This window comes from Empedobacter sp. UBA5987 (genome assembly GCF_002429865.1).
GTDB lineage: Bacteria > Bacteroidota > Bacteroidia > Flavobacteriales > Weeksellaceae > Empedobacter > Empedobacter falsenii_B.
In genome coordinates, this window is sequence record NZ_DJBB01000031.1 from 72169 (window position 1) to 85618 (window position 13450).

General features: G+C 31.2%; 10 protein-coding genes. 3 read left to right on the forward strand and 7 right to left on the reverse strand.

From position 1 onward, the window contains the following. Positions 1–47: 47 nt before the first annotated feature. A complete protein-coding gene (locus B3J26_RS05130) occupies positions 48–557 on the forward strand; it encodes a DUF2480 family protein (protein ID WP_221855726.1) in 510 nt (169 codons plus the stop codon). 54 nt (positions 558–611) lie between these two features. Here B3J26_RS05130 and clpB read toward each other — a convergent pair whose 3' ends face one another. From clpB to epsC, 3 genes are all read right to left on the reverse strand, one after another. Further along, positions 612–3224: an ATP-dependent chaperone ClpB gene (clpB, locus tag B3J26_RS05135; protein WP_180905441.1), complete on the reverse strand. Its 2613-nt coding sequence runs from the start codon at positions 3222–3224 to the stop codon at positions 612–614. Between the two features lie 157 nt (positions 3225–3381). Next, positions 3382–4290: a cysteine synthase A gene (cysK, locus tag B3J26_RS05140; RefSeq protein WP_038333247.1), complete on the reverse strand. Its 909-nt coding sequence runs from the start codon at positions 4288–4290 to the stop codon at positions 3382–3384. Positions 4291–4302: 12 nt separating this feature from the next. After that, complete coding sequence (gene epsC, locus B3J26_RS05145; RefSeq protein ID WP_125348924.1) at positions 4303–5076, reverse strand: serine O-acetyltransferase EpsC; 774 nt, start codon at positions 5074–5076, stop codon at positions 4303–4305. A gap of 332 nt (positions 5077–5408) precedes the next feature. Between epsC and B3J26_RS05150 the strand changes: the two genes are divergently transcribed. After that, complete coding sequence (locus tag B3J26_RS05150) at positions 5409–5834, forward strand: DUF2147 domain-containing protein (protein WP_038333244.1); 426 nt, start codon at positions 5409–5411, stop codon at positions 5832–5834. 149 nt (positions 5835–5983) lie between these two features. Next, complete coding sequence (locus B3J26_RS05155; RefSeq protein WP_180905440.1) at positions 5984–7816, forward strand: ABC transporter ATP-binding protein; 1833 nt, start codon at positions 5984–5986, stop codon at positions 7814–7816. Positions 7817–7873: 57 nt separating this feature from the next. Here B3J26_RS05155 and B3J26_RS05160 read toward each other — a convergent pair whose 3' ends face one another. From B3J26_RS05160 to B3J26_RS05175, 4 genes are all read right to left on the reverse strand, one after another. Next, complete coding sequence (locus tag B3J26_RS05160; RefSeq protein ID WP_291073571.1) at positions 7874–9103, reverse strand: 3-phosphoshikimate 1-carboxyvinyltransferase; 1230 nt, start codon at positions 9101–9103, stop codon at positions 7874–7876. A gap of 2 nt (positions 9104–9105) precedes the next feature. Then, complete coding sequence (locus tag B3J26_RS05165; RefSeq protein WP_038333238.1) at positions 9106–9432, reverse strand: nucleotide pyrophosphohydrolase; 327 nt, start codon at positions 9430–9432, stop codon at positions 9106–9108. 88 nt (positions 9433–9520) lie between these two features. Beyond that, a complete protein-coding gene (locus B3J26_RS05170) occupies positions 9521–11539 on the reverse strand; it encodes a DUF3857 domain-containing protein (RefSeq protein WP_291073572.1) in 2019 nt (672 codons plus the stop codon). 7 nt (positions 11540–11546) lie between these two features. Next, complete coding sequence (locus B3J26_RS05175) at positions 11547–13439, reverse strand: DUF3857 domain-containing protein (RefSeq protein ID WP_291073574.1); 1893 nt, start codon at positions 13437–13439, stop codon at positions 11547–11549. Between the last annotated feature and the right edge of the window lie 11 nt (positions 13440–13450).

The following is a 13450-nucleotide window of genomic DNA, read 5'->3' on the forward strand; positions in this document are numbered from 1 at the left end:
TTTCAATGTTTTTTATTGCGTAAATTTACTCTTTCAAACAAAGAAAAATGTCAGACGAAATTATAAATAAAGTTGCCAATAGTAGTTTAGTAACAATTGATTTACAGGATTATTACCCTGATGGAGATCGTGTTGTTTTTGACTTGAAAGATTGGTTATATGAAGAATTGATTCTTAGAGAAAAGGATTTTAGAGAAAATCTGAAAAATCATGATTGGACACAATATCAAGATAAATATGTAGCGTTAACGTGTACTGCGGATGCGATTGTTCCGTCTTGGGCTTATTTGTTGGTCGCAACCTATTTGTCGCCAATTGCGAAACGAATTGTACATGGAAGTTTACAAGATTTGGATACGATTTTGTACACAGAAATTGTAGATCATTTGCCTTATGAAGATTATGTTGATGGAAAAATAATTGTGAAAGGTTGCTCTCACAAACCTGTACCAGAATCAGCTTATATTCAGTTGATTGAACGTTTACAACCAATTGTAAGTTCGTTAATGTTTGGTGAAGCGTGTAGCACTGTTCCGCTTTATAAAAAGAAGAAATAAAAAAATCCGCTCAACGAGCGGATTTTTTTACACATGAATAAAATCGTAATATACTTATTGATTAGTTCTGAAAACTAATTTATTATCTCCAGGTTTTTCTTCGAAATAATCGATTAAAACCGCATCATTATCATTTATTGTTCCTTTTAAAATTTCTTTTGAAAGTTCATTTAATACATCTTGTTGAATAACTCGTTTCAATGGTCGTGCTCCGAATTGTGGATCGTAGCCTTTTCTTGCTAAATAATCGACAGCTTCTGGCGTAATATCTAATGTAATATCACGTTGTGCTAATTTCTTAGCAACTCCGCTTAAATAGATATTCACGATTCCAGAAATTTGATTTTCACTCAATGGACGGAACAAAATAATTTCATCAATACGATTCAAAAATTCTGGTCTAAAGTTTTGTTTCAATTCCTCAAAAACGACATCTTTTGTTTCATCATAAACTTGTGCCACATTATTTTCGTCAATGTTTGAGAATTTATCCAAAATCGTATGAGAACCAAAATTCGATGTCATAATGATAATCGTATTTTTAAAGTTAACCACACGACCTTTGTTGTCTGTCAAACGTCCGTCATCCAAAACTTGTAACAAAATATTGAAAACATCTGGATGTGCCTTCTCAATTTCGTCCAACAAAATAACTGAATAAGGACGGCGACGAACCGCTTCTGTTAACTGACCACCTTCGTCGTAACCAACGTAACCCGGAGGTGCCCCAACCAAGCGAGAAACTGCATGACGCTCCTGATATTCGGACATGTCGATACGAGTCATTGCATTTTCATCATCGAATAAGAACTCGGCTAAGGCTTTTGCCAACTCAGTTTTCCCAACACCAGTTGAACCTAAGAATAAGAACGAACCGATTGGTTTTCCTTCGTCACTAAGACCTGCACGAGAACGACGAATGGCATCAGAAACTGCTATAATTGCTTCTTCTTGACCTAAAACACGTTTGTGTAATTCGTTTTCTAAATTCAATAATTTTTCGCGATCAGATTGCATCATTTTCTGAGCCGGAACTCCTGTCCATTTCGATACAACTTCTGCAATATCATCCGCATCAACAAACTCTTTTACCAGTTTATTTTGTTTATTTTCTTCTAGATTATGTTCAGCTTCTTCTAAATTATTTTTTGCATTAACTAAATCTTCAAACTCTAATTTGGAAGCTTTTGCATAGTCGTAATCTCGTTTTGCACGCTCAATTTCGAATTTGATATTTTCGATAGATTTTCTTAAATCTTGAACTTCATCGGCACGATTTCTTTCCGCTTCCCATTTCGAATTCAATTGATTTCTTTCATCTTGAAGATTAGATAATTCTTCTTTTAAAAGATTCAATTTTTTCTCGTCATTTTCGCGTTTTATCGCTTCAATTTCGATTTCTAATTGAATAATTCTACGATCTAATTTATCTAAATCTTCTGGTTTAGAATTCATTTCCATTCTCAACTTAGAAGCTGCTTCGTCCATCAAATCGATGGCTTTATCTGGTAAAAAACGATCTGTAATATAACGTGTTGATAATTTTACAGCCGCAATAATTGCTTCGTCTTTAATTCCAATTTTATGGTGTTGCTCGTATTTATCTTTGATTCCACGCAAAATAGAAATAGCCGATTCTTCATCTGGTTCTTCTACCATTACTTTCTGGAAACGACGTTCTAAAGCTTTATCTTTTTCAAAATATTTTTGATATTCATTCAAAGTTGTAGCACCAATCGAACGTAATTCGCCACGAGCCAAAGCAGGTTTCAAGATATTTGCAGCATCCATTGCACCTTCTCCGCCGCCGCCAGCACCAACAAGCGTGTGAATCTCATCGATGAACAAAATTATTTCTCCATTCGAAGCGGTTACTTCTTTCACAACGGCTTTCAAACGCTCTTCGAACTCACCTTTGTATTTTGCACCAGCAACCAAAGCTCCCATGTCCAATGAAAAAATTTGTTTATTCAAAAGATTTTCAGGAACATCTCCATTGATGATACGATGTGCTAAACCTTCTGCTATAGCGGTTTTACCAACACCTGGTTCACCAATAAGGATTGGGTTATTTTTTGTACGACGTGATAGAATTTGTAAAACACGACGAATTTCTTCATCACGTCCAATTACAGGATCTAATTTTCCTTCTTTTGCTAAATCTGTTAAGTTTTTAGCGTATTTGTTTAATGAATTATATGTTCCTTCCGCGTTTTCAGAAGTTACTCTTTCTCCGTTTCTCAATTCTGTTACTAATTTTTTTGTGTTGTCGAATGTTACACCTCTATTTTTTAATAATTGACTTACAGGCGATACATTCTTGATTATACCTAATAATAAATGCTCTAAGGTGATAAAATCATCGTTCATCTCTTTTGCAATTTCTTGTGCAGATTGCAAAATTTGGTTAGATGAATTGGAAAGATGATTTCCTTGTTGACCTTCTATTTTTGGATATTTATTGATTTCTAAATCCAACTCAGGTTTCAACATATCCATTTTTACACCTTGTTTTTCTAAGATTAATGATAACACGTTTTCATCAACATCTATCATTCCACCTAAAATATGAGCTGGTTCTATTGCTTGATTTTTTTGTGCAACTGCAATTTGCTGCGCTGCTTGAATCGCTTCACGACCCTTTATTGTAAATTGATTAAAATCCATTGGTTTTTAGTTTTTTATATTGGTTTTGTTTGGTGTATTTCATCAAAAAAAATTCCAAAGTAGAAATAAAACCTAAAAACTGACTTTTTGACTTTGTTGAATAAAAAAAGGAGACATTTTGTCAATATCTCCTTTCGTTTAAAAATTTTTATAGTATTTAAAATAAACCTTCTACTGATAAATAGCGTTCGCCAGTATCGTAGTTGACAGTTAATATTTTCGTGTTTTTGTCTACTTCATTCAAAGTTTTAGCAACTGCAGCCAATGAAGCACCTGTAGAAATTCCGACAAATATACCTTCTACTTTAGCCACTTTTTTTGCAAATTCAAATGCTTCTTCTTTTGTAATCTGAGTAGAAGAATCAACGATTGAAGTATCTAAATTAGTAGGAATAAATCCTGCTCCAATTCCTTGAATCGCGTGTGGACCAGGATTTCCTCCTGAAATGACAGGAGAATCTGTTGGTTCTACAGCGATAACTTTTGTTGAAGAGTTAACTTCTTTTAATGCTTTTCCAATTCCAGAAAGATGTCCGCCTGTTCCAACTCCTGTAATTAAATAATCAACTCCTTGTGGAAAATCTTCAAGGATTTCTTTTGCTGTTGTATTGTAATGGACTGTCGGATTCGAATTATTCTCAAATTGTTGCGGAACCCAAGCGCCTTCTATTGTTTCGGCTAATTCTTGTGCTTTTGCAATAGCGCCTTTCATTCCTAATTCTTTTGGAGTTAAAACAAATTCAGCACCATAAGCTTCCATAATTTTACGACGTTCAATTGACATCGATTCTGGCATTGTGATAATCATTTTGTAACCTTTTACAGCCGCAACAAATGATAAGCCAATTCCTGTATTACCCGAAGTAGGTTCTATAATTGTTCCTCCAGGTTTTAAAATTCCAGCTTTTTCAGCATCTTCAATCATTGCCAAAGCAATACGATCTTTTATTGATCCACCCGGATTTTGTTTTTCTACTTTAATATAAACGTTATGGTTAGGAAATAATTTATTCAGTTTAATAATTGGTGTATTTCCTATGGTTTCTAATACATTATTGTAAATCATTGTTGTAAGGTTTTAGATGATATAATTGATATGTTGTTCTTTTTTTTGTTTTTTTATTTGTGGTTGATTCTCTTGATAGACAACAGAATCTTCTTCTATACTTTCTGTAATCCAAACATTTCCGCCGACTACAGAATTTTTTCCAATAATTGTTGTTCCTCCCAAAATAGTTGCTCCAGCATAAATTGTGACATTATTTTCTATTGTTGGATGACGTTTTTTATTAGCCAAATTCTTCGAAACATAAAACGCTCCTAATGTTACGCCTTGGTAAATTTTCACATTATCACCAATCAATGTTGTTTCTCCAATGACAATTCCTGTACCATGATCGATATAAAAGTTTTTTCCAATTGAAGCACCAGGATGAATATCAATTCCAGTTTTAGAATGTGCATATTCGGAAAAAAAACGAGGAAGAATAGGCGTATTTAAATTGTAGAGAATATGTGCTAAACGATGAATTGCAATTGCAAAAAAACCAGGATAGGCTAAAATGATTTCAATTTCCGATTTAGATGCAGGATCATTTGCATAAAAAACAAAAATTAGTTCCTCTAATTCTTGTCTAAGTTGTGCAAATTGTTCAAAAAAATATAAACTAATTTGATTCGATTTCTCCTCAGGAACAATTTTTAACAAAATAGAATTGAATTGATTGAGTAAATCTTCTTTCTTGTACAAAGGATTTGGTTGTTGAAAAATCTCATCATAAATAATGGATTCTATCAAAGGTTCTACTTCTTGTTTTCTAAATGGTAAACTGTATTTCGTAAGCTGATTCATTCTTCAATCTATAAACTCTATAAAAATAGTAGACAAATGTATTCATTTTTTTATTCTTGAAGAAGAAATTGTCATAAAAATGACAAAAACCATAAAAATGCCTTCGTTTTTATTATTGCTATGTAAGCATAATAATACACTATTTTGACTTTTATGAATAAAATTTATAATTATTTATTTAAAAATATTTATTGAATTAAATGATTGATAATTAATGTTATAAATGAATTTTTATGTTTAAAAGAGATTATTTTTATAAAAAATAAAGCGTAGTGTTTTATTTACACTAAAAAATAGTTATTTTAGTGAAATAAATTTTAAAGGATAAAAATATGAAAAAATCAATTTTATTCGGATTATTCTTTATGTTGACATCTTTAATGTATGCGCAATCACCAATAGGAACTTGGAAAACAATTGATGATGAGACAAAACAGGCGAAGTCTTACGTAGAGATTTTCGAGAAAGATGGAAAACTTTATGGTAAAGTCACTAAGATTTTAACGAAAGGAAAAGAAGATGCAAAATGTACAGATTGTTCAGGAGCATTAAAAAATAAACCAATTTTAGGAATGCAAATTCTTTCTGGTCTTAAAAAAGATGGAAAAGAATGGAATGGTGGAAAAATCATTGATCCTAATAGTGGAAAGGAATACAAAGCAAAAATGTCTCTTAACGGAAATGATAAATTAGACGTAAGAGGTTTTATCGGGATTTCTCTTGTAGGAAGAACGCAAACTTGGCAACGAGTTAAATAAAAATCAAAACAAAAACGAAAAGGTTACTCTGAGTAATCAAACCCACAAAATTTTACTCTATAATGACTATTTCTAAAAGAATAGTCATTATTTTTTTTACGTAAATTTGTAACTTCAAAACTAAGGTTTTGATTTTCTAAAATACATCAATGAGTTTAACTAAAAGAGCGTTCTCGTACGCAAAACCATATAGAACTTCGTTTGTTACAGCGATTATATTCAATTTACTCTATGCACTTTTCAATGTAATTGCATTGGCTTTTATGATGCCAATTTTGAGTGTTTTGTTTGGTGAAAAATCACCTGGAGTTATCGCAAAACCTATTTATTCTGGTGATTTGGGTAATCTGAAACAATTTTTTTCAGATTATTCAGCTTATTATATGAATGAGCTTTCTCAAACTCAAGGACCAGTTTATGTGTTAGCGATTTCGTGTGTGATATTTATTATTGCATTTTTATTTCGAAATATTTTCAGTTTTCTTTCAGAAACTTGTTTGGTAGACTTACGTTCGGGTGTGACACGTGATTTACGTGTTGATATTCATAACAAAATTATTGATTTGCCAGTTGCTTATTTTACTGAAAAACGAAAAGGAGATATGATTAATCGTATTTCAAGCGATGTAAACGAAGTAGAATCTAACATCTTAAATTCAATTGTAGAGATTGTTCGTTCGCCAATTATGATTATTGTTTTCGTTGTAGTATTATTTACAGTTAGCTATCAATTAACAATTTTCGCTATTTTGGTTTTTCCGATTATGGGAACAATTATTTCGTTGATTGGAAAAAGTCTGAAAAAAGCTGCTGCTCATGCGCAAGACGAATTATCTAACATTATTACTTATGTAGACGAGACACTTTCTTCGCTTAAGATTATCAAAATTTTTAACGCAGAAGATCAAGTAAAAGGTCGTTTTGATGAATCGATTAATCGTTATCGTAAATATCTTCAAAAAGTAATGAAAAAACGTGCTTTGGCTTCACCAACAAGTGAATTTTTAGGTGCTGTTACAATTGGATTAATTGTTTTTTTTGGTGGTAAATTATCGTTAGAAGGAAATGGTTTAACAGGGTCACAATTTATTTTTTATATCGCAACATTTTATACATTATTAGATCCGATTAAACGTTTTTCGAAAGCATTATCAGATGTACAAAAAGGAGAAGTTTCTGCAAAGAGAATTTTTGAAGTTTTGGATGCTGATGTTTCGATAAAAGATGTTCCAGATGCTAAAGGAATTGATGCGTTTGAAGATAAAATTGAGTTTAGAAATGTCACATTTGCTTATGGAAAACATAATGTGATCGAGAATTTTAATTTAACAATTAATAAAGGAGAAACCGTTGCTTTAGTTGGGCAATCTGGTTCTGGAAAATCGACTTTGGCGAATTTAATTACTCGTTTTTGGGATGTGAAATCAGGTCAAATTTTGATTGATGGAATTGATATCAAACATATAAAATTAAATGATTATCGCTTGTTATTTGGTTTGGTTACGCAAGATTCTATTTTGTTTAATGATACAATTTTTAATAATATTTCATTAGGTGATAAATCTCCAAATTTGGAAAAAGTAGAATATGCTGCGCAAATTGCAAATGCGGAAGAGTTTATTGTAAAAATGCCAGAAAAATATCAAGAGTCAGTAGGAGAGGGAGGTAGCAAGCTTTCTGGTGGACAAAAACAACGTTTAAGTATTGCGCGTGCGGTTTATAAAAATCCACCGATTATGGTTTTGGATGAAGCAACTTCTGCTTTGGATACGAAATCTGAAAAATTGGTACAAGTTGCCTTGAATAATATGATGCAAAATCGTACTTCTTTGGTTATTGCGCACCGTTTATCAACAATTCAGAATGCGGATAAAATTGTAGTAATGGAAGCAGGTAAAATTATTGAACAAGGAAATCATCATTCACTTATTGAGAAAAAAGGTGTTTATGCCAATTTGGTAAATATGCAGAATTTTGAATAAATGAAGTATATACAAACTAAAAAAAATCCGCTTTTAAGCGGATTTTTTTGTTATATTTTAAATCGATTTAATTTCAAAACCTAATTGTTTCCAGTCTTCCCAAAATGTTGGATAAGATTTTTCTACGACCATTTCATTCTCAATTCGAATTGGGTAAATTTGCGACAAAGGCGCCATACACATTGCCATTCTGTGGTCGTTATATGTTGCTAAAGTAGGCGTTTTTTCAAAATTATTATAACCTTCTATCGTTAATGAATCGTTTGTAATTGTTATAATTGCTCCAAATTTTTCCAACTCATTTTTAAGTGCGATTAAACGGTCGGTTTCCTTGATTTTTAGTGTTTCTAAACCAGTTAAATGACATTTTGTTTTCAATCCCACACAAGTTGCAGCAATTGTCTGTGCAATATCTGGAGTATTGATTAAATTTAATTCGATGATAGATTTTGGTATGAAATTATCTTCATTTTTCAATGTTAAAACTCCATTTTCAAAAGTTGAAATTACACCAAAATTTTCTGCATAAATATGTTGCAAAGCTGAATCTCCTTGTAAAGAATCTTCGAAATAAGTTGAGATTTTGATTTCAGAATTCTGAGATAAAGCAATCAAACTATAATAATATGAAGCTGAACTCCAATCTGATTCTACATGTAAAGTTTGAGCAAAGATGTTTTCAGTGAAAGGAATTTTGATTGTATTTTCTTCGAAAATTGCATTAATTCCGACTTTATTCAACAACTGAATTGTCATTTGAATATAAGGAACAGAAATAATTTTTCCATCAAGATTTATCGTTAATCCATTTTCTAATTTCGTTCCGATCAAACATAAAGCCGAGATATATTGAGAACTAATGTTAGAAGGGATTGTAATAGAATCTTTCGTTATTTTTTTTCCAACAATCGATAAAGGCGGATAACCTTCGTTTTCTTGATACGAAATTTCTGCACCCAACTCATTCAAGGCGTCAACCAAAACTTTTATTGGTCGTTGTTTCATTCTTTCAGAGCCTGTTAACGTTATTTTTCGTCCATCTTGAATAGAAAAATAAGCCGTTAAAAATCGCATTGCAGTTCCCGCATGGTGAATATCAACTAAATCAGTTTTGTTCGCTAACGCTTTTTGCATTAATTGAGAATCTTCTGAATTTGAAACATTTTCTAATGTCAAAACATTCTCAAATAATTGACTTAATAACAACAAACGATTGCTTTCGCTTTTAGAACCTGTGATGGCTAATTGATTATTTATCGGAGATTTTAGAGCAGAAATTTCAATCATATTTATTTTAATTTATCATTATTTTGATGACGATCGTGGTCACGTTTTGTTTTGTAATCTAATTTTTTGTAAAAAGCTGATTCTAAATCAACACCTGTTTGATTCGCCAAACAAAGTGCTACAAAAATAACATCTGCCAATTCTTCGCCAAGATCTTTGTTTTTATCTGATTCTTTCTCCGATTGTTCACCGTAACGACGCGCAATAATACGAGCAACTTCTCCAACCTCTTCGGTTAGTTGTGCCATATTTGTTAACTCGTTAAAATAGCGAACACCATGTTCTTTTATCCAATTATCAACGTCTGTTTGTGCTTGTTTAAGGCTCATCTTATTTTAAATTTTAAAAGTTAAAGGTACAAAAATAAAAAGCCAACTCGTATTTGGAGTTGGCTTTATTCGATGTTTAGAATATTTTTTATTGTTTTACCAAAATCACTTGCTGACTTTCTGCATTAATAATATTTGTTAAAAATTCTTTCAATGGTTTATAGTATTGTGCAGGTAAAATACTGTATGGAATAACTTTTTGGGCTTGAGCGATAATAAAACCATCTTTTTCAATTACTTTATATGCATATCCACCAGCTTGATCGGGCATTGTAAATTGCTTTTCAGTTGGTAAAGATTCGACTTTGTAACCTTCTGGAATTTTAATTTTAACTGTATTTGTATTCGTAGTTGGTGCACCAAACTCAATATTGTAATTACGTTGATCTAGATTTAAATTATGTTTTGTATTCGCAACAAATAAAAATGGATTGAATAATATTTTATTTCCAGCCACATCTACTTTTACATCATCAAATTTGAATTGATGACGAATTACATTTTGTTTGTTATCTTGTGTTTTAAATTCTGAAATTTCAAAATTATAATCTTCTACAAATTCTTTTTCGAACGCTTTTGGATCATCTGCGATTTCACTTTTATCAAACATATAAAAATAATTATCGCGAACATTCGAAAAAATTCCAGTTAATGTTCCGTCTGCTTTTAAATCTGCCGTAATTGATATTTTATCATTGGTCATAACCGAATTACGAAGAGGAACTTCTTTTATTCCTTTGTCATTTACCATAAATCCACGATCGTTAATTGCTCGAATTGGTAATAAATTAATTTGAGCATTTTTATCAGTTGCATCCATTAAATAAAATTCATTATCTATTGTTGCTCCAACAATTACATAATTCAATTTGCTACGTGAAGGAAACGAATAATTGATTAAACCATTTTGCAACGTACTCAAAACAATTGGATTTGCGTCTAATCCGGCTTTACGCAACATAGCTGTTAACATAAGATTGATATCCGCTGAATTTCCAGATTTTTCGTTAAATGCTTTTCGGATTCCTTTATCTGTATATTGACCTAAATAATCATTCCAAGCCATGTTGTTTTTTACATAATTGTAAATTGCTTGAGCTTTTTCAATATTTGTAGATTTTCCAACAATTGTAGCGTTTACAGTTTCATCTAAAAAATTATTCCCATTTAATTGTCGACCAAACTCTTCATGATCCATCAAATCTTTACCAATACGTTCCCATGTTGTAGAAAAATTTTCTGAAGTTCTACCAGGAGCAACAAAAGAAGCCAACTCAAACTGAATACTTGCTAGCATATTTCTTGGATTAAGCACATAAGCTTCGCGAGAATAAGAAGGTAAATTAGTTAATGAATAGGTTTGCGTGTCAATTTTTAATTTGTGGTTACTTGATGTCGCGCCTTGATTTCCCATATTTCCCCCAAAAGATGAAACACCTCTGTTTCCAAAAGAAGTAGTTGAAAAAGTATCATCTTTAGAATTTTTTGTTAATTTTGGAGCAAATGCACCTCTCAAATCTTGTTGATAATTAAAATGTTCTTGATTTTGCATCGTCAAATTACTCGCAACTACAGGAATTGATTGTTGAAAATACCAGGTATCCGTACTTCCATAAAATGGAGAAATAATTTCGTACGTATATTCTAAGATTGATCCATTTTTTACATTTGGAAAAGTAAACGTTTGTTTATCCATAAAACGATGAACTTTATCTAAAAAAATATCTTTTTTCTCGACTTTTTGTTCAACAATTTTTCCGTTTTCAAGGTTATAAGTAACCGCTTTTAATGAAATTAATTTATCTTGATCCGATCCTGAACTTTTGTAAAGAGGAATTTCAACTTTCAAAACATCATCTGGTGTTTTATCTTTATCAAATACAATTACTCTATAAAAAACTTTTTTTGTTTGCTCAACACCGCCTTGATTGGTATTAAAACTAACTTTATAATTTCCGTCAGCATATAAAACTTCTGCTGGAGCATCAGCTTGAATTGTACTTTTTGTTTTCTCGAAATCTTGTTTAGATAGTTTTCCAAATTTTACATCTTGTGCAAAACTCGAAACAGTTGCAACTGTCGCAACAATCGTAAATATTGTTTTCATATTAGTGTTATAATTTTTCTAAAAGTAGTTTTGTGTTGTCGTAACCCGAAATTTGTCTTCTAAATTCTACATATTCGTTGTATTTTTCTTTCGAAAAAGTTCCAGAAAATTGTTTGTAAATACGTTTTATTTCGAATGCATTATTTTCTTTCGGATTGATTTCTAATTGATATTCTCCAAAAGCAGATTTCACGGTTATAGCATCAAATTTTTGTGGTAATTTATAACCAGAAGGAAGTGTCAATGTATACGAAACTTCGTCAACATATCCTGTCTCGATGTTGAAATCAAACTTTCTATCTTTCATTTTTTTGACAGAAGTCTCTTCTTTATTCACTGGAATAATATTCAGAATGATGTTATTTCCTTGAATTTTAGCATAATTTGGTGCTGAAAACTCGAAATTTGAAGTAAAAACAGCATTTTTCCAATCATTATTAAATTCTTTCTTTTTGAATGATATTCCTTGTAAGTAAGAAAATCGATTTTTTAAACGAACATCAAGATCTTTTTCGCTTAATTGATTAAATCTTGCAAAATTCTCATAAATCAAACCTTTGGAAGTTTCAGAAAAATCAAAATTTAATGTTCCATCTGCTAAAAGTGTTGCATTTCCATTGACGAATAATTGATTATCTTCTGTTTTGAATTGTTGCGAAGGAATAATTTTTCCGCCTTTTTCATCAACAATTAATACTTTTCTATTTCCTGCAAAATCACCTAAATAATTATAAGGAGCTGTTTGACTTGTTGCTTCTAACCAAATATCTTTTCCATTTAGAGGTATATAAACAATCATGTGATTTCCTTGTTGATACATCATTTGTTCATCAATATCAATTGGATTTCCAGCAAATAATATGGTGTGATACGATTTGATATTCACTGCATCTAACATTCCAATCATATAATTAGATAAGGCTTTGCAATCGCCATAACTTTTGCTCTCAACATAAGAATTTGGAAAAGGCGAAAGTCCTCCAATTCCCAGTTGTACGCCAATATATCGAACTTTATTTTGCAAATGTTTGTACAAAATCTGAACTTTTTCTTCGTCCGATTTTGCATCTTTGACCATATTTTGAAAAGTTAATTTTTGAGATGGAGTAAAATCTAATTTTGTACGAATTAAATTATCAAAAGTCCATTTTCCGTAATCATTCCAATTGTCAAAATTTCCTTTAACACCATCGATATTGATTTGATTTGAAGCTAAAATAGCGCGAGGAAATATTTTTTGACTTCCAACCATTTGATCTTCTTCATTAAATGCCAAAACATTGTTTAATGAATAGCTCAAATTATTGTTATTTCCTGTTTTTGCAATGTCAAAACCTTTAAAATTATCTTCTTTCAATCGAATGGTTGAAGATGTTTTATTGACAAATTGATAAGACGATTTTTCGATTGATAAATTTGCTGCTCGTATAGGTGACCAACGCGGAATCCAAAGTGTATTTTTGTTCGTTGTAACAATTTTATAATGTATCGTGTAAGGATAATTTGTTGGAGTATAATTTAAATATTTGATGCGATCATCCGTGTACATTTGTCCACCTGTTACATAACTTTGGTCACCAAAATCTTTGGTCTTGAATTTTTTAATTTCTTTTCCATTTGCATCATACAAAGTTGCCTCGAATAAGTCAATTTTTGTATTTGCATCATAATTCGCTTGCGCACCAACATAATTATCGCCTGCTTTACTCAAAACTGTTACGACAACGTCTTCCGTATATTTTAATTCATCAACTTTTAGAAGTTCTATTTTTTCTTCATTTTTTCGTACAACAGCATAAGCATCTTTTATCAAATCGGCTGGAATTTGATCGACTGCATAGTTTTGCGCAAAAGAAAATGAACTAATCAAAAAAGTTAAAAAAAGTAGAGTTTGTTTCATTCAATATCTAT